Below are 20,173 nucleotides of genomic sequence, written 5' to 3'. Positions count from 1 at the left end.
GTCTATTTTAGAAATGTTAAAAACGAGATTTAATAATTTGGACAAAATTACCATTATGAAACAACTATACGTAATTGTTCTTTGCGCTATTTTAATAGTAAGCTGTAATAAAAAATCAGAAACTATTGGCAAAAAAGTAGAATTGATTAGCTACGTCGATCCTTTTATCGGAACTGGCGGCCATGGCCATACCTATCCTGGGGCTACAGTACCTTTTGGCATGTTGCAAGTCAGTCCTGTTAACGGCATTAGCGATTGGGATTGGTGCTCAGGTTATCATTATTCTGACAGTATTATCGTCGGTTTTAGCCATTTAAATTTGAGCGGAACCGGTATTGGCGATTTGGCCGATATTCTGTTTATGCCCACGAACAAAGCTCATGATTTAACTTTAAATCCAATGTCTCGTGATAGTCTGCCGTACAAATCATCGTACAGTCATAAAAATGAAAAAGCTACTCCTGGATATTATCAAGTGTTTTTGGAGGATTCCAATGTGAATGTGGAATTGACCACCTCGGAAAGAACGGCTTATCATAAATATACTTTTAAAGAAGGCGATGTGCAATCGGTCATTGTTAATTTGGGATTCGCCATCAACTGGGATAGAGCGGTAGCATCGTCGTTAAAAGTTGAGGATCGCTACACGATTAGCGGCTACCGTTATAGCACCGGATGGGCACATAATCAAAAAGTGTTTTTCGTGGCCAAATTTTCAAAACCGATAGCCGATTATAAAATATATGTGGACGGTAAAGTTTTTGAAGAAGGCGAACATGATGGTATCAAATCGTCAGTTCAATTGATGTTTGATCCCAATGAAACGGGCACTGAATTATTTGCTAAAGTTGCTGTTTCCTCGGTGAGTATTGAAAATGCCAAAGATAATTTAGGTGTTGGCGGATTTGATTTTGATCAAACAAAAAAGGATGCTGAAGATTTGTGGAACACGGCATTATCATCTTTTGATGTAGAAACACCTACCGATTCCTTAAAAACCATTTTTTATACCGCCTTGTACCACGCCCAATTGGCGCCAGTGACGTTTAGCGATAAAAATGGCCAATTCAGAATGGAAAACGATAGCATCGTTACGGCTAAAGATTATACGGCCTATTCTACACTCTCGCTTTGGGATACCTTTAGAGCAGAACATCCGTTGCTGACCATCATCGCTCCTGATCGCGTTTCTGATATGGTCAACTCGATGTTGGCGTATTACGAAGTCAAAAAAATCTTACCAGTTTGGACCTTGTACGGCAATGAAACCAATACCATGACAGGTTACCATTCCATTCCTGTGATCGTTGAAGCCTATAAAAAAGGCATTCGTGGTTTTGATGCTGAAAAAGCCTTTGAAGCGATGAAAACTACGATGATGCAAGATGAACGTGGCCTGAAATATTATAAAAAATTCGGTTATATTCCTTATAATTTAGTCGATGAATCGGTTACGATAACCTTGGAGTATGCTTATGACGATTGGTGTGTTGCAGAATTGGCGAAACTATTGGGTAAAGAAGACGATTATCAATTTTTCTTAAACCGTTCCAAAGCTTATCAATATTTATTTGATAAAGGCAGCGGATTTATGCGTGGTAAATCGGAAGATGGCAAGTCATGGAACGAGCCTTTCGATCCGAAACATTCCAACCACCGCGAACAAACTGATTATACCGAAGGCAACGCATGGCAACACAGCTGGTTTGTGCCGCAAGATGTGGAAGATTTCATCCGTCTTCATGGAAGCGATGAACTATTTGCAAGTCGTTTAGAGCAATTGTTTACCGAGAGTTCTGAAATTACCGGCGATAATGTTTCCGCAGATATCACAGGACTTATCGGTCAATATGCACACGGTAACGAACCAAGCCATCATATTGCTTATATGTTCAATCATGCCAATCAACCTTGGCGCACGCAATATTGGGCACGTCATATTATGGACACGCAATACAACACGACTCCAAATGGATTGAGCGGGAATGAGGACTGCGGTCAAATGAGCGCTTGGTATGTGTTGAGTTCTGTCGGATTGTATCCAATGAATCCAGCGTCGGGCGACTATGAAATTGGAACGCCTATTTTTGAGAAATCAACTATTAATCTTCCAAATAAAAAGACTTTTATCATAGAAGCTGAAAATGTTTCGGATAAAAATTTCTATATCCAGTCAGCAACTTTAAACGGAAAAGACTTTAACAAAACGGCTATTTCCCACGAGGAGATGCTAAAAGGAGGGACTTTGCATTTTGTCATGGGGGCTCAACCCAACAAAAAATGGGGAATCAAAAACGCCCAACCAACAACAAATAACTAGTAGTAGATGGATATTATTGATATTTCGATTATAGCCGTTTACGTTATTTTAACCTTGGGCGTCGGCATTTGGATTTCAAAAAGAGCATCCAAAGGCTTGGATTCTTACTTCTTAGGAGGTAAAACCATCAAATGGTATTATTTAGGATTGAGCAATGGCTCGGGAATGTTTGATATTTCAGGAACTGCCTTAATGGTGGGTTGGCTTTTCCTTTATGGTGCAAAAAGCTTTATGCTGATGTGGCTATGGCCGATATGGAACCAGATTTTTATCATGATGTTTTTGGCCGTCTGGATCAGGCGTTCCAATATCATGACGGGTTCTGAGTGGATTTTAACCCGCTTCGGCGATGATAAAGCTGGTAGAGCATCCCATAAAATTGTGGCGCTTTTTGCAGTCGTTGCCGCTATTGGTTTTATCGCTTATTTCTTTGAAGGTGTTGGTAAATTCCTGACGGTTATCTTGCCTTGGGATTTAGCACTCACTATAGGGACTTCAGAAATCTTTACCTCTGAGCAATCCTATGCCTTAATCATTATTTTTATGACCACCCTTTACACAATAAAAGGCGGAATGTTCTCTGTGGTTGCCACAGAGGTCTTACAATATGGTATTATGGTTTTGGCGGGGATTTTAGTGGCCGCTTATTCATTTTTTGCTTTTACGGATGTAGAGGTTACCAGTGTGATTTCAACAGAATGGAAAAACATCTTTTTCGGATGGGAATTGGATACCCATTGGGATTCAAAATATCAGGCCTTTAATGATTTGGTCGATTCCGAAGGTTATAAAATGTTTGGAGCTTTAATTGGCATGAGTCTTTTTAAAGGCTTTTTTGCAAGTATTGCAGGACCAACGCCGAGCTTTGATATGCAACGTATTTTGTCAACCAAGACGGTCAAAGAAGCGGCTTACATGGCCGGTTTTACAAACTTAATCTTGTTTATTCCTCGCTATTTATTAATTGGAGGCATCGTCGTTATCGCTTTGGTGGTATTGGCTCCAGGAATGGCGGCAGATCCGAATTTGACCGGTGGTACCTTGGAGATTTTATTACCCCAAGTTATTAATTTCCATGTGCCTGTCGGTATTAAAGGATTGCTTTTGGCCGGACTGTTGGCAGCATTTATGTCCACCTTTTCAGCTTTTGTGAATGCCGGTCCTGCTTATATTGTTAATGACATTTATAAGAAATATTTTAAACCAGAAGCGACCGACCAACATTATATCAAAGCGAGTCATATTGCTTCTTTTGCCGTGGTTGCGCTTGGCGTATTTATGGGCTTTTTTGCTGATTCTATCAACTCCTTGACCTTATGGATTACGAGCTCGTTATTTGGTGGTTATGTGGCGGCCAATTTCTTAAAATGGATTTGGTGGCGCTTTAATGGTTGGGGCTATTTTTGGGGCATGTTTTCGGGTTTGATTATTGCCAGTTTACAGTTTTTCTTAGATCAAAATAAAGCACATTTTACAGAAGGCACTTGGCTTTATGATTTATCACATGTATCGGCAATCTACTTGTTTCCACTCATATTTGGAGTGTCGCTTTTAGGGTCTTTCTTAGGAACTTATTTAAGTAAACCAACCGATATGAACGTCCTGAAATCATTCTATGCCAACGTCCATCCCTGGGGATTCTGGAAACCAGTTTTAAAAGAATTAAAGAAAGAGAATCATCCTATTGAAAAGAATTCTGAGTTTTGGTCAGACATGCTCAATTGTGTTATCGGTATCGTTTGGCAATCGAGTATGATTGTGCTGCCGATCTATTTTATTATCCGCGATTATCCTAAGGCGTTTATTTCTTTAGGTGTATTTTTGTTAACCTCAATAATTTTGAAGTTTACTTGGTTGGATAAGGTTAGGAAAATTCCGAATTAGGGGAAATAGAATTAAGTACAAAGAATTAAGTACAAGGTATCAAGAACAAAGAAAATAGATATTAGAATATAGATTAAGTTTTATCAATTTGGAAACTTGAAACCAGAAACTAGCTTGCCCGTCCGAAGCTTTGGCGAAGAGGAGAAATAGTATAAAGTATTAAGTACAAAGTATCAAGAACAAAGAACAAAGAACAAAGAAAAATAGATATTAGAATATAGAATAGTAAAAAGTATTAGGTTTTAGCAATTTAGAAACTTGAAACCAGAAACTAGAAACAAAAAAACAAAAAAAATATGAGTACAATTCCTTGGCAAGATAAACCGGAAGGTTGCAATGATGTAGTTTGGAGATATTCTGAAAATCCTGTAATTAACAGGTATGATATTCCGTCATCGAACAGTATTTTTAACAGTGCCGTAGTGCCATTTGAAGGTGGTTTTGCTGGTGTTTTTAGATGTGATAACAAAGCTGTGCAAATGAATATTTTTGCTGGCTTTAGTAAAAATGGGATTGATTGGGAAATCAATCACGATCCGATCGTGATGCAAGCGGGCAATACCGAAATGATAGAATCTGATTATAAATATGATCCAAGAGTTGTTTGGATTGAAGATCGTTATTGGATTACTTGGTGTAATGGGTACCACGGGCCAACGATTGGGATAGCTTATACCTACGATTTCAAAGAGTTTTTCCAATGTGAAAATGCATTCTTGCCTTTCAATAGAAACGGCGTGTTATTTCCACAGAAAATCAATGGCAAATATGCGATGTTAAGTCGCCCGAGTGATAACGGTCACACACCTTTCGGCGATATTTATATTAGCTATAGTCCAGATATGAAATATTGGGGCGAGCACCGTTGCGTGATGAAAACCACGCCTTTTGAGGATAGTGCTTGGCAATGTACCAAAATTGGCGCAGGTCCAATTCCAATTTTGACCGATGAAGGTTGGTTGATGATTTACCATGGCGTAATCAATACCTGCAACGGGTTCCGTTATGCGATGGGGGCGGCGATTTTGGATGAACATGAGCCAGATAAAGTGAAGTATAGAACCAAGCCTTATTTATTAGGGCCAGCAGAACTTTATGAAACCACCGGCGATGTTCCAAATGTGGTGTTCCCATGTGCGGCGTTGCATGATATCAAAGAAGATAAATTAGCCATTTATTATGGTGCTGCGGATACGGTCGTAGCCATGGCCTTCGGTAAATTGAGCGAAGTAGTACAGTTCACAAAAGATAATAGTTTATAAGTTTTTCAGACCTGTCAGGTTTTCAAAACCTGACAGGTCTTTCACTTCGCAGAATGTGATAAAGAAGATTTATATAAACTCATCTTAAACCTATCGTCCCTGTATTTAAACAGGGGCGATTTATTAATTTTATCGAACATCAATAAATAACCAATTATGTGTTTAAAGTATAATTTTTTGACCGCGTTTTTATTGGTTGCTACCACAGCAACTTTTGCGCAATCAAAAAACACCATCACTCCTGAAACTTATATCGCTTATCATACTTCTGAAAGTATAGAAGTCGATGGAACTGATGCCGATGCATCCTGGAATAAAGTCGATTGGACCAAACCTTTTATTGATATTGAAGGCGTCAAAAAACCGATGTATAACACTCAGGTTAAAATGCTATGGGACGATACTTATTTCTACATATTGGCGAAAATGGAAGAACCTCATGTTTGGGCAGATATCACAGAACACGACGCGATAATTTTTCATAATAACGATTTCGAAGTTTTTGTAGATCCTAATGGAGATACCTTTAATTATTACGAAATCGAAGTCAATGCCATCAATACGGTTTGGGATTTATTCGTTTCAAAACCTTACCGCGAAAACAATGTGGTTTTAAATGATTGGACCGCTACGGGGATGAAATCAGCCATCACGATAGATGGTACATTGAATAATCCAAATGACACTGACAAAGGCTGGACGCTTGAAATGGCCATTCCATGGAGTGTTTTTAAAACCGCTTATTTTGAACAAAATGTTCCAAAAGATAATTTCTGGCGCGTGAATTTCTCAAGAGTGAATTGGGATCATCAAATTACCGATGGCAAATACGGACTTAAAAAAGATGCCAAAGGCGACTACCTTCCAGAATACAATTGGGTTTGGTCATCACAAGGCGTCATCAATATGCATGAACCAGAAAAATGGGGTTATGTCTATTTTTCTTCCAAAGAAGTAGGCGCTAAGGATACGTTCGAAATTCCTAAAGATGAAAAAATCAAATGGGAATTATTTACCTTATACCGTGCTCAAAAACAATATTTTGAAGCTCATAATAAATGGTCGACTTCTATTGCTAAATTATCCTCATCGCCCATAGTGGTAGATGGAAAAACCATCACACCAAAATTGGAAAATCATAGTTTTGGATGGGCCATTTCAGTGAAAAGTCCATTTACAAATAAGGTGATGGTTATAAGGGAGGACGGAAAATTCGTCATAAACTAAAATTGGAATTGCAAAGACCTGTCAGGTTTTTGAAGCCTGACAGGTCTGAAAATAGAAACATTATGAAACTGATTAAATTAATTTTTCTTTTGCCATTGTTTTTTGCATGTAATAATGCCACCGAAAAACAGGAAATAAATCCAGAAACATCAAATAAGGAGTTTTCAAAAAACGCCATACCGGTTGAAGATCTAAAAATCATCGGATACGCCGCTGGATATGAAGATTATGATTTTTCAAAAATAGCTGCCTCAAAACTCACGCATATCAATTTTGCTTTTGCAAATATCGTCGAAGGCAAAGCGGCATTTGAGTTGGAAACTGACGCCGCTAAAATTGCGACACTGATCGGTCTTAAAGCGAAGAACCCTGATTTAAAAGTATTGTATTCTGTGGGCGGTTGGGTGTGGTCTGATCAATTTTCGACCATGGCGGCTTATGATGATTCGCGCAAGAAATTCGCAGCCAGTTGTGTGGAGCTTTTGAAAAAGCATGCCTTTGATGGCGTTGATTTGGATTGGGAATACCCAGGACAACGTGCAGAAGACAATGATTTCCGTCCGTCAGATAAAGATAATTTCACTTTGCTTTTGGCGGAAATTCGTAAGGCTTTAGATGTGCAAGGAGAAAAAGACAATACACATTATTTATTGACCATCGCCACCGGCGCAGATCAACCTTATATTGATCACACCAATTTAGGAGAGGCTCATAAATATCTTGATTTTATCAATGTGATGGGTTACGATTTTTACCAAGGTTGGATGTTCCAAACCGGACATCACGCCAATTTACATCCTTCTGACAAAGAAAAATATGGTGGCAATAGCGGTGTAGAATCTATTGACAGACATATTAAAGCTGGAGTTCCTGTCGAAAAGCTGGTTCTGGGCATTCCTTTTTACGGCAGACAATGGCAGAAAGTAGAATCTACAGATCAACCCTTGTATGCGTCCGCAAACGAAGGTGGCTATATCATCTCCTACTGGGAAATTCTTGAAAAAATAAAATCAGGAAACTATGAGAAATTATATGACGAGTCTGCAAAAGCCTCTTACCTCTGGAGTGCGACAGATAACGTGTTTATATCATGGGAAACACCAAAGGAAATAAAGCTCAAAGCAGCTTACATTAAAGAAAAAGGTTTGGGAGGCGCGATGTTCTGGGAATATAGTCTCGACAAAGACCAAGAACTATTAAATACACTTTTTGAAAATTTAAAGTGATTTTTCTATGATTCAATCCATTCCGATGAAGGCTAATTACATCTTATTTATGCTATCTATTTTAGTGTTTTATGGCTGTAATCAGCAGGTTGAGAAAATACCGGCAACGCTATTAACACCTGCAAAAACGATAGATACTGCTTTTAAATTCGGAACATGGATTACGTCTAGTAAAAACAAATCGAATGCCGATTATACAGCCGAATTCAAACGCTATAAGGAAGGCGGTATTGACGAACTTCTAATCAATACGTCCACCGATCCTAAGGAATTGGAGCGCTTGGTGTCAATTGCGGCCAAAGAAGGTCTAAAAGTCCATGCCTGGATGTGGGCCGTGAATCGTCCTGGCGATACCGTCGCTCAAAAACATCCCGAATGGTATATGGTAAGCCGCGATGGCAAATCGTGCTTTGATACTCAGCCGTATGTCAATTATTATCAGTGGTTATGTCCTACCAGAGAAGAATCACGAAACCATATTTTAGGTTTGGTCGAAAAAATGGCAAAAGTAGAGGGCATTGAAAGTGTGCATTTGGATTATATCCGCTTTCCAGATATTTTCTTGCCGATTGGTTTATTGCCGAAATACAATTTGAAGCAAGACATGGAAATGGCCGAATATGATTTCTGCTATTGCGACGTTTGCATCAGCGAATTTGAAAAAATCCATCATAAAAATCCGTTGGAAAGTGAGAATACGGCCATCGATATGGAATGGAAAAACTTCCGATTAAACGCCATCCGAAACTTGGTTAATGAGGCGTATGACATCGTTCATAAACACAATAAAAAATTAACGGCAGCGGTTTTTCCTTATCCAGAAATGGCAGATCATATGGTGCGTCAGCGCTGGGATAAATGGAATATTGATGACGTCTATCCGATGATTTACCACGGATTTTATAATGAAGAAATCGATTGGATCGGCTACGCCACTAAACAAGGTGTTACTGATGTGAAATCAGAAAATATGGGCATTAATACTGGGGTGTACTTGCCACCGTTTACTTCTGCCGAAGAATTAAAAAAGGCGATTCATTACGCCAAGGATAATGGCGCCAAAGGTGTGACGTTTTTTGACGGCCCTGTCTTAACCGACGCCTATTTAAAAGCCATCAAGGAAACAAAAGAAAGTTTTAATAAAAAATAAATTAATCAAAATCCTGTTGGATGATGCTGTACAAAGCGTTAAACCTTATCAGATTTAATATTAATAAAGAATAGAAAATAAAAAATATTACTCATGTCAAACCAGAAATCCTATCGCTCCGCATTTATTCTATTGACCATTCTATTTTTCCTTTGGGGATTTATTACGGTCTTGGTTGATTCTTTAATTCCGCGTCTTCGTGAACTGTTTGAATTATCCTATTTCCAAGCAGGTTTAGTACAATTTGCATTTTTTGGTGCCTATTTTTTATTGTCCGTTCCGGCCAGTTATATTCTTTCAAAAATTGGTTATAAACGAGGTATTGTTGTAGGACTCTTAACTATGGCCGTCGGGTGTTTGTTATTTTATCCAGCAGCCTCGTATCGTGTGTTCGGCATTTTTATGCTGGCCTATTTTATTTTAGCCGCAGGAATTACCTTCTTGCAAGTGGCTGCTAATCCTTTTGTAGCCGTATTGGGTTCTGAAGATGGCGCTTCAAGCCGTTTGAATCTGTCGCAAGCCTTTAATTCTTTGGGAACAGCGGTAGCGCCAGCCGTTGGTGCTCTGTTTATTTTGAGCGATGTGATCAAAAGCAAAGATGAAATCGCAGTATTAGACAATACGGCAAAAGAAGCCTATTTAGCATCGGAAGCTGCCGCCGTGCAAACCCCATTTTTAGGTTTGGCACTGTTTATCGGTTTAATCGCGATCATATTTTTGTTTGCAAAATTGCCACAAATGATTTCAGAAACCTCCACCGGAACTTATAAAGAAGCTTTCAAAAACAAGAAATTGATGCAAGGCGTCTTAGGAATTTTCTTTTATGTTGGTGCTGAAGTGGCTATTGGTAGTTATTTGGTCAACTACTTTTTAGATATGAATTTGGTGTCGGTCATTAAGGAAAGCGGGGTCATGAGATCCATTGCAGAAACCATCCTAAACTCTGGATTGGCTGATAAAGACGATAAAGCTGTGGTAGGTGTTTTCGTAACCTTTTATTGGTCGGGCGCTATGATTGGTCGCTTTGCTGGGGCGTATTTAACGAGAGTTATGAAGCCAGGTAAAGTTTTGGCCATTTTTGCGACTATTTCTATTGGTTTGATTGTATTATCTATTAGCACTGTGGGCTTAGTGAGTATGTGGAGTATTTTGGCCGTTGGTTTATTCAACTCCATTATGTTCCCAACCATTTTCACTTTGGCAATTGATGGCATCGGCCATTTAAAACCTAAAGCTTCCGGATTGTTGTGTACTGCCATTGTTGGCGGTGCAATCATTCCACCAGCATTTGGTTTTTTAACAGATATCATCGCGTTCAAAAATGCCTTATTGATTATCGTTTTTTGCTATGCTTATATTGTTTGGTTTGGCTATAAAAATGGGAAGGCAAAGGTGGTTGTCGCCTAAGATTTTAAATAACTTATTATTGATTAACAATTAATAATAAGCATACGAATAATTCCTCCCCTTTTTTCAAGGGGAGGTGCCCTTGGGCGGAGGGGTTCTTAGGTAGAAGAGTTCCTCTTTAATAATAAAACGATTAGTGCTCTAGTAAAATAAAAATTAATGAAGAAATTTGGTTTGATATATGTGTGCTTTGTGTTTCTCTTGTTTCAGTGCAAAGAATCTAAAGAGGTAATAGACCAAGTTAAACTCACCTCGTTTGTCAATCCGTTCATTGGAACCGACGGCCCAGGAAATACCTATCCCGGAGCAACTGTTCCTTTTGGAATGGTGCAATTAAGTCCAGATATTGGAATTTCAGGATGGGATCGGATTGCGGGTTACTTTTATAAAGATTCCATAATTACTGGATTTTCACACATGCATTTATCGGGAACCGGCGCAGGCGATCTTTACGATATCTTAGTGATGCCGACGAATAGTCGCTTTTCAGAACGCATCGAAGCCAATCACTTTAAACCTTTTTCAAGTTTCTCCCACGACCATGAATCGGCATCTCCAGGCTATTATTCGGTAGGTTTATTGGATTACGGCATCAAAGCCGAACTTACCGCAACGGAAAGAACAGGCATCCATAAATACACTTTTCCACAAGATGATAATTCGCAAATTCATATCGATTTAGGTTATGCCTTAAATTGGGACAGCCCGACCGATACGCATATTAACGTGGTGGATAATTCGACTATTGAAGGCTATCGCAAATCGACAGGCTGGGCAAAAGACCAACGTGTGTATTTTGTGATTAAACTTTCAAAGCCTTTTGATTCGTATCAGATATTTAAAAATGATACGCTTACAACGTCGCCGGTTACTGGAAAAAATACCAAAATCATCTTAAATTACGCAACTTTAGAAGGCGAAGCCATCGTCTTAAAAACGGGATTATCCTCTGCTGATATTGCAGGCGCCCAAAAATCTATAGAAATTGAAGCTCCAAATTTTGATTTTGATTCTTTAAAAAATGAAGCGGAAGCCAAATGGGAAGCGGAACTCAGTAAAATCAAGATTACGATAGCCGACGAAACGAAAAAGCGTATTTTCTATACGATGTTGTACCAATCGATGTTGGCGCCAACCTTATTAAGTGACCATAACGGAAATTATAAAGGCGCTAACGACCTAACCATGAAAGCCGATGGTTTTGATCGCTATGATACGTTTTCACTTTGGGATACCTATCGCGCAGCACATCCATTATACACGATTTTGCATCCTAATCGGGTGTCGGATATGGTCAATTCTATGTTGGCTCATTATAAGGAAACAGGATTATTGCCGGTTTGGTCTATGCAAGGCAACGAAACCAATATGATGATTGGCTATCACGCAGTTCCTGTGATTGTGGATGCTTATTTTAAAGGCATTAAGGATTTCGATTCTGAATTGGCTTACAAAGGCTGTATCGCCAGTGCCACCGATCATTCGCGACAAATTGACGACTACATGGCCTTGGGTTATGTGCCTGTAGATGAACACGACGAAAATTGGTCAGTCTCCAAAACTTTAGAATATGCTTACGACGACTGGTGCATTGCACAATTCGCCAAAGCCTTAGGGAAAACCGACGATTATAATACCTTTTCAAAACGTTCAGAATATTGGCGAAACCTTTATGATTCAGAAAGCAACTTTATGCGTCCGAAATTAAAGGATGGCACTTTTGTAGCGAATTTTATTCCGAAGGACTATTCGCCTTACTTCTGTGAAAGCAATGCCTGGCAATACTTTTGGTCGGTACAACACAATATAGAAGGCCTCACTGAAATTGTTGGCGGAAAGGAAAGATTCGAGAAAAAACTGGATTCCATGTTTACCTTACATCCGCTTGCGGAAGATGTTTTGCCGATTTTCAGTACGGGAATGATTGGTCAATATGCGCACGGGAATGAGCCAAGCCATCACGTTGCATATTTGTATAATTATATAGAAAAACCATGGAAAACTCAAGAATTAGTTCGTGAGATTCTAGACACCCAATATCAAAATGAACCTAGCGGTCATTGCGGAAATGAGGACTGCGGACAAATGTCGTCGTGGTATGTATTCAGCGCTTTGGGCTTTTATCCGGTAAATCCAGCACAAGGTGTTTATGCTTTTGGTTCGCCTATAATTGACTCGGCCACCATCACTTTAGAAAACGGAAAAACCTTTACCGTAAACGCATTAAATAACAGTAAAGAGAATAAATACATTCAGTCCATTAGCTTAAATGGCGCATTGATTGAACGCAATTACATCACACATAAAGAGATTATGGAAGGCGGCAAATTGGAATTTACCATGGGAAGTCAGCCTAATAAAACCACTAAAAATTCGATGGCACCATCATCAAAATTATATAATTAAAAAACGCATCGTATGTCAGACAGAAGAAATTTCATCAAAACAGCTGCTTTAGGAACCATAGGCATCAGTACGGTATTAAGCTGTAATAATTTGACCAGCAAAGACGCTGTTGTTCCACCAAGTACTTCCAGTAAGAAAGGACGAAAACCCTTAGTGATTTCAACATGGAATCATGGTTTGCCAGCCAATGCGGAAACTTGGAATCAGTTGAAAAATGGGAAATCGGCTATTGATGCCATTGAAGCAGGTATGAAAATTCCAGAAGCTGACCCAACTGTAAGAAGCGTGGGTTATGGTGGATTTCCGGATAGAGATGGTAAAGTTACTTTAGATGCCTGTATCATGGATCACAATAGCGATTGTGGAGCGGTGTCTTTTCTACAAGGCATCAAGCATCCCATTTCAGTGGCAAAATTAGTCATGCAAAAAACGCCACATGTCATGTTATCTGGCGAAGGGGCACTTCAATTTGCATTGTCCGAAGGCTTTAAGGAAGAAAATCTCTTAACTGCCGAATCTGAAGCCGATTGGAAAAAATGGATGGAAGAGTCCAAATACAAACCCGTGATCAATATGGAAAACCACGATACGATTTCCATGTTGGTTATGGATGAAGACGGCAATATTTCTGGCGGATGTACCACAAGTGGCGCAGCCTGGAAAATGCATGGCCGTGTAGGCGATTCGCCAATCATTGGTGCCGGATTGTTTTTAGATAACGAAGTGGGCGCCGCAGCAGCTACAGGTTTGGGCGAAGCCGTGATAAGAACTGCAGGAAGTGCGATGGTTGTGGAATTGATGCGTCAAGGAAAATCGCCATTTGAAGCCTGTAAGGAAATTGTAGAGCGGATTTACAACAAGCATAAAAACCATAAAGACATGGAGTATTTACAAGTCGGTTTTATCGCCGTCAATAAAAATGGCGAACACGCAGGTTACAGTTTACGCTCCGGTTTTAACTACGCCATTTATGATGAAGAACAAGGCAATCGCATGGAAGACGCCACCTTCAAAATGGCTTGGGAGGAATAAGATAGCTCCAGAGGAGCGTTATGTTAATAGCATCAAATTAGCGAATATTACAAGCCCTATAGAGGCGGCATATTAATAGAAGAATTAAATTTTTGAAAAATGAATGTATTAAAAAAAATGTTGGTAGTGGTGGTCATCGCCATGATGGCATCCTGCCAAGAAAGTAAAGCACCTAAAGTATTTACGGAAAGTGATATTGCCATTATTCCAAAACCGGTAGAATTAACCTTACAACCAGGTTCTTTTCAATTTAATAAAAATACTCAATTTGTTATTTCGGACGCTTCCCAAAAAGAAGTGACGTCCGTTTTGATTGATAAATTCAAAAATGCCGCAGGATGGAACTTGAGCGTTTCAGAACAAGCGCCTAAAAACAATTTCGTTCAATTTGTTGTCGATGGAAATCTGGAAGATGAAGCCTATAAAATGGACGTCAATTCTGATCGTGTGTTGATATCGGCTAAAGGAAATGCTGGTTTTCTATACGGATTAGAAACGCTTCGACAATTACTTCCTACAGCAATCGAAAGTTCAAAATTGGTTTCTAATGAATCATGGGAAATTCCAAATCTGACCATCAAGGATCATCCACGTTACAGATACAGAGGTTTGATGCTGGACGTCTCGCGTCATTTTTTCGAAATCGACTATCTAAAAGAAACCATCGATCGTTTGGCGATGCTAAAAATGAACGTGCTGCATTTGCATTTAGTAGATGACCAAGGCTGGCGAATCGAAATTAAAAAATACCCTAAACTAACTGAAGTTGGTGCTTGGCGTGTGGATCAAGAAGATAAACATTGGGACGGACGCACTGAAACGTCTCCAGACGAAAAAGGCACTTACGGTGGATTCTATACCCAAGAGCAATTAAAAGATTTGGTCGCTTATGCAGCAACTAAAAACGTCGAAATCATTCCGGAAATTGAAATGCCAGCGCACGTGACTTCGGCAATTGCATCTTATCCAGAATTGTCTTGTCATGAACGTCCAGTTGGCGTGCCATCAGGTGGTGTTTGGCCAATTACAGATATTTATTGTGCCGGAAAGGATTCTACTTTTGAGTTTTTAGAAAACGTCTTATTAGAAGTGATGGAGATTTTTCCATCAAAATACATTCACGTTGGAGGCGATGAGGCGACAAAAACCAACTGGGCACAATGTCCAGATTGTAAAAAAAGAATGCAAACAGAAGGCTTAACGAATGTTGAAGAATTGCAGAGTTATTTCATCAAAAGAATGGAACGTTTTATTTCTACACATGATAAAAAGCTGATCGGTTGGGATGAAATTTTAGAAGGTGGGTTGGCTCCGGAGGCGACCGTGATGAGTTGGAGAGGTGTTGATGGTGGTCTTAAAGCAGCTTCAGAAGGACATGATGTGATCATGACACCAGGATCGCATTGTTATTTTGATCATTATCAAGGCCCGCAAAACGAAGAGCCTTTAGCTTGGGGAGGTTATACGCCATTGAGCCAAGTTTACACTTTTGATCCAACAGTGGACACGATGACTGAAGTTGAAGCCAAACACGTTTTGGGCGGACAAGCGAATTTATGGTCAGAACAAATTAAAACTACAGAGCATTCGGAATATATGATTTTTCCAAGATTGGCCGCATTGTCTGAAACACTTTGGTCCACTAAGGAATCACGTAATTGGGAAGATTTCTCAAAGCGGATTGTAACCATGTTTGATCGTTACGATTATATGGGCATCAACTATGCGAAAAGTGCTTATTTGGTTATGGAAGATGTGACCATTGATATGGAATCAAAGGAAGTTTCGGTTGGCTTGAAAAATGAGTTTACGGATGCCGATATTCGTTATACGTTGAATGATGATAAACTTTCGGATAAGGCCATCAAATATACTGAGCCATTGAAAATCCACAAAACAACTGAAATTCATGCGTCGCTATTTAAAAATGACAAACCAATGGGCGTGCCGTTTAATACGACTATTCAGTTTCACAAAGCAGTTGGTAAAAAAGTAACGTTCAAAGAAATTTATGACTCCCGTTATCAAGGAGAAGGCGATTTCGGAATGGTTAATTCCTTACGTGGTACCAAGAATTTCACCGACGGCCATTGGCAAGCTTGGTTAGGCAAAGACATGGAAGCTGTGGTCGATTTGGGCGAAGAAACTTCAATTCATGAAGTCATCGTAGGTACAATGGAAAATCAAGGGCCTGGCATTTATTTCCCAATTGAAGTTAGCGTTTCTGTTTCTAACGATGGAAAAAATTATAAAGAAGTTGGCGTTGAAAAAAGAGCCTTTGCTAAAAATCCTTCTTTCGATTTAAAAGAATTTAAAGTTTCTTTTGAGGAGCAATCTGTAAGATATGTGAAAGTGATCGCCAAAAATTTAAAAACGAATCCAAAAGGTGGCGATACCTGGTTATTTGTGGATGAAATTTTAATTAATTAAGAATGAAATATTTTAAGATTATTGCAGTATTCGTTTTCATGATCGGCAGTCCAATGTCCGCGCAAGAAAAGCTAACGAAAGAAGAACGATTAGAGTGGTTTCAAGATGCTAAACTCGGCATCTTTCTCCACTGGGGATATTATGGTGTGAATGGGATTGGCGAATCCTGGTCTTTGTATCATAAGCAAATTCCTTATAACGATTATATGGCGCAAGGAAAGCAGTTTACAGCCAAGAACTATAACCCTGAAGCATGGGCAAAATTGTTTAAAAAGATAGGGGCGCGTTATGCCGTTTTGACGACCAAACATCATGATGGTGTCGCATTGTGGGATACCAAATTCAGCCATTTAAATGTGAAGGAAAAAACGCCCGCAAAACGTGATTTGGTCGCGCCATTTGTGGATGCCTTAAGAAAAGAGGATTTAAAAGTAGGCTTGTATTACTCATTGATCGATTGGTCACATCCGGATTATGATGTGGTTTTTCCACGTCCTGATACGCGCAAGAATTACCCTCAAAAAAATCAAAACCAATTATCAGCATGGCAACGTTTTCTGAAGTTTAATGATGGTCAGTTGAAAGAATTGAGCACGAATTTTCATCCCGATTTATATTGGTTTGATGGCGATTGGGAAAAATCGAGCGAACAATGGCAAGCAGAGGCCTTAAAAGATTCTTTATTGGCCTGGAACCCTAAAGTGATCGTCAATTCCCGTTTGAAAACTTATGGCGATTATAGCACACCAGAACAAGGTGTACCCATCGTAAGACCTGACGGCGCTTGGGAATTTTGTATGACGATGAATGATAACTGGGGGAATTTCCCATCAGACACCAACTACAAACCCGTATCTCAAATTATCAGAACTTTTGTTGAGGTCATTTCATCCGGTGGAAATCTATTGTTGAATGTTGGGCCAAAACCTGACGGTACTATTGGAGAACCAGAAATGGAGCGTTTGGAAGCTTTAGGCGAATGGGTTAATAAACATGAGTCGGCGATTTTTGGTTCTAAGGCAGGTTTGCCTTACGGACATTTTTATGGCCCAACCTTGCTAAGCAAAGACGAAACCAAAATCTATTTGGCCTTATTTGATACGCCTAATAATTATATCTCCTTAAAAGGAATCCAAAATAAAGTGAAATCCATCAAAGTGGTAGGGAATGGTCAAGAACTAAGTTTTGAAAGAAATGGTGGTGCAGCTTGGAATAATATTCCAGGAATCTTGAGAATAGAAGTGCCTCAAGCAAAAAATTTGGATGCTAACGTGACGCTTATAGAAGTTGATTTGGAAGGGCCTTTACAATTATATAGAGGCCATGGCCAGGCGGTGGAGCTCAACTAGAGTCTAGACCGCTGCGCTAATAGAATCAAGACCGCTTCGCTTTTAGAATTAGGAATTAAGACAAAGTTGAGAAGGAAATACAGCAGAGGTTATAAAATTTAAAATTAATATGATGATTAAATATTCCTGGATATTGTTGCTTGCTTTCGTTTTTGGGAATACAAATTCAGAAGCACAAAACAACGCCTACATTGCCAGTAAAGATCTGGTGGATTTTGTAAACCCATTAATGGGAACGGATTCTGCTTTTGATTTATCTAACGGGAATACCTATCCTGCCATTGCTACGCCATGGGCGATGAACTTCTGGACGCCGATGACTTCTAAAATGGGCGACGGCTGGACTTATAAATACCGCGAAAATAAAATTCGAGGGATCAAGCAAACGCATCAACCAAGTCCGTGGGTTAATGATTATGCCGCATTTTCATTGATGGCAGTTACGGGCGATTTAAAATTTAATGAAGATGAGCGCGAGTCGTGGTTTTCGCATAAAGCAGAAACGGTAACGCCTTATCATTATTCGGTGTATTTAGCCGATTATGATGTGGTTGCTGAGGTTGCGCCAACAGAAAGAGCTGCCAGTTTTAAATTTACTTTTCCGGAATCTGAAACCTCCTATATCATACTTGATGCCTTTAATAAAGGCTCTATGGTAAAAATTATTCCTGAAGAACGTAAAATCATTGGCTATTGCCGAAATAATAGTGGCGGCGTTCCTGAGAATTTCCACAACTATTTTGTGGCCGAGTTTGATAAAGATTTTGAGCCTAGCCACACTTGGCATGACGGCTGGCAATTAATTGAAAATTCAACCACTAGCGAAGGCGATCATGTGGGCGCGATTGTCGGATTCAAAACTAAAAAAGGCGAGGTTGTCCATGTAAAAGTGGCGTCGTCATTTATCAGTCCAGAACAAGCGCAACTAAATTTGTCAAGAGAAATCGGCGCCGATACTTTTGAAACTACAAAGTCGAAAGCGAAACAAGCTTGGGAAACTGAGTTGAGCAGAATTAAAATTGAAGACGATAATATCGATAATATCAGAACATTTTATTCCTCTTTATATCGTGTGTTGTTATTCCCAAGAAAGTTTTATGAATACGATGCCAATAATGACGTGGTGCATTACAGTCCGTATAATGGCAAAGTATTGCCAGGTTATATGTTTACGGATAATGGCTTTTGGGACACGTTTAGAGCGGTCTTCCCATTTTTCAATATGATGTATCCTGAACTTAATGGCAAAATCATGCAAGGCTTGGCGAACACTTATAAAGAATCAGGATGGTTGCCAGAATGGGCGAGTCCTGGCCATCGCGATGTGATGATTGGTTCCAATTCGGCGCCTATTATTGCCGATGCGTTTTTAAAAGGTGCCAAAGATATGGATGCGGAATTGTTGTTGGAAGCCATGTTAAAAAATGCCACCGTTGCTGATGGACGACCTGCGAATTCCGTAGGGAGAGCTGGACTCAACTATTACAATAAGCTGGGTTATGTGCCTTATGATGTGGACGTCAATGAAAATGCCGCGAGAACTTTAGAATATGCTTACGCCGATTTTACGATTGCAAAAATGGCAGAGAAAATGGGTAAGACTAAAATTGCTAAAAAGTACTATAAGCAATCCTTAAACTACAAACATTTGTTTGATCCTTCCACCAATTGGATGCGTGGGAAAAACAAAGACGGCAGTTTCCAAAGTCCGTTTAATCCCTTAAAATGGGGCGATGCGTTTACCGAAGGAAATAGTTTGCATTATACCTGGTCTGTGTTTCATGACATTCAAGGTCTGATCGATTTGATGGGGGGCAAAGAACAATTCGTAGCAAAACTGGATGAAGTTTTTGAAATGCCGCCAAAGTTTGATGCCTCCTATTATGGGTTTACCATTCACGAAATCCGCGAAATGCAGATTGTCAATATGGGTAATTATGCACACGGCAATCAACCGATTCAGCACATGATTTATTTATACAATTATGCAAATCAGCCATATAAAGCACAAGAGAAAGTCCGAAATGTGATGACCAAATTATATGCGGCAACCCCTGATGGCTATTGCGGCGATGAAGATAACGGACAAACCTCGGCGTGGTATGTGTTTAGTGCTTTAGGATTTTATCCGGTAACGCCAGGCGGTGTTGAGGAATATGTGATCGGAAGTCCGTTGTTTAAAAAAGCAACTCTTCATTTAGAAAATGGAAATACCTTTGAGATTTCTTCAAAAAACAACTCAGACGCTAATGTGTATATAGAATCAGCCAATTTAAATGGCAAACCCTATAACAACACGTTTATAAAATTTGACGACCTTCAAAAAGGTGGTGTTTTACAATTTAATATGGGTAATTCGCCAAATAAAAAATGGGGAACTGCGCCAGAAAGTGTGCCGTATTCATTAAGCACATCAAAAAAATGAATCACTAAGACCAACGTTTGAAAGTCATTTAAACAGACTGAAAGTTTGTTGTATT

General features: G+C 39.4%; 12 protein-coding genes. All 12 read left to right on the top strand.

From position 1 onward, the window contains the following. Positions 1 to 55: 55 nt before the first annotated feature. The 12 genes from ACOH2D_RS10520 to ACOH2D_RS10465 all read left to right on the top strand — a co-directional run bounded on the left by ACOH2D_RS10520 (position 56) and on the right by ACOH2D_RS10465 (position 20,118). Positions 56 to 2,320: a GH92 family glycosyl hydrolase gene (locus tag ACOH2D_RS10520; protein ID WP_449535189.1), complete on the top strand. Its 2,265-nt coding sequence runs from the start codon at positions 56 to 58 to the stop codon at positions 2,318 to 2,320. Between the two features lie 6 nt (positions 2,321 to 2,326). Then, a complete protein-coding gene (locus ACOH2D_RS10515; RefSeq protein WP_449535188.1) occupies positions 2,327 to 4,204 on the top strand; it encodes a sodium:solute symporter family protein in 1,878 nt (625 codons plus the stop codon). 296 nt (positions 4,205 to 4,500) lie between these two features. Then, entirely contained in the window at positions 4,501 to 5,466 is a 966-nt protein-coding gene (locus tag ACOH2D_RS10510; RefSeq protein WP_449535187.1) for a glycoside hydrolase family 130 protein, read from the top strand. 156 nt (positions 5,467 to 5,622) lie between these two features. After that, complete coding sequence (locus tag ACOH2D_RS10505) at positions 5,623 to 6,693, top strand: carbohydrate-binding family 9-like protein (RefSeq protein WP_449535186.1); 1,071 nt, start codon at positions 5,623 to 5,625, stop codon at positions 6,691 to 6,693. A 62-nt stretch (positions 6,694 to 6,755) separates the two neighbouring features. Further along, positions 6,756 to 7,919, top strand: coding sequence for a glycoside hydrolase family 18 protein (locus ACOH2D_RS10500; RefSeq protein WP_449535185.1), 1,164 nt, complete (start codon positions 6,756 to 6,758; stop codon positions 7,917 to 7,919). 25 nt (positions 7,920 to 7,944) lie between these two features. Next, the gene (locus tag ACOH2D_RS10495) at positions 7,945 to 9,069 is read left to right on the top strand and encodes a putative glycoside hydrolase (RefSeq protein WP_449535211.1); all 1,125 of its coding nucleotides are present in this window, start codon (positions 7,945 to 7,947) and stop codon (positions 9,067 to 9,069) included. A gap of 93 nt (positions 9,070 to 9,162) precedes the next feature. Continuing rightward, positions 9,163 to 10,476, top strand: a complete 1,314-nt coding sequence (locus ACOH2D_RS10490) for a sugar MFS transporter (protein ID WP_348038160.1) — start codon at positions 9,163 to 9,165, stop codon at positions 10,474 to 10,476. 159 nt (positions 10,477 to 10,635) lie between these two features. After that, positions 10,636 to 12,882, top strand: a complete 2,247-nt coding sequence (locus tag ACOH2D_RS10485; protein ID WP_449535184.1) for a GH92 family glycosyl hydrolase — start codon at positions 10,636 to 10,638, stop codon at positions 12,880 to 12,882. A 12-nt stretch (positions 12,883 to 12,894) separates the two neighbouring features. Next, complete coding sequence (locus ACOH2D_RS10480; RefSeq protein WP_449535183.1) at positions 12,895 to 13,914, top strand: isoaspartyl peptidase/L-asparaginase family protein; 1,020 nt, start codon at positions 12,895 to 12,897, stop codon at positions 13,912 to 13,914. 99 nt (positions 13,915 to 14,013) lie between these two features. Next, positions 14,014 to 16,344, top strand: a complete 2,331-nt coding sequence (locus tag ACOH2D_RS10475) for a glycoside hydrolase family 20 protein (protein ID WP_449535182.1) — start codon at positions 14,014 to 14,016, stop codon at positions 16,342 to 16,344. Between the two features lie 2 nt (positions 16,345 to 16,346). After that, positions 16,347 to 17,693 (top strand): alpha-L-fucosidase, encoded by a 1,347-nt coding sequence (locus ACOH2D_RS10470; RefSeq protein ID WP_348034723.1) that lies wholly within the window; start codon positions 16,347 to 16,349, stop codon positions 17,691 to 17,693. A 109-nt stretch (positions 17,694 to 17,802) separates the two neighbouring features. Next, on the top strand, positions 17,803 to 20,118 hold the full coding sequence (locus ACOH2D_RS10465; protein ID WP_449535181.1) for a GH92 family glycosyl hydrolase: 2,316 nt from the start codon (positions 17,803 to 17,805) through the stop codon (positions 20,116 to 20,118). Positions 20,119 to 20,173: the final 55 nt, after the last annotated feature.

Source organism: Gelidibacter sp. (genome assembly GCF_053579655.1).
The sequence above is the reverse complement of the archived record's forward strand: the minus strand, read 5'-3'. Positions and strand labels throughout refer to the sequence as shown.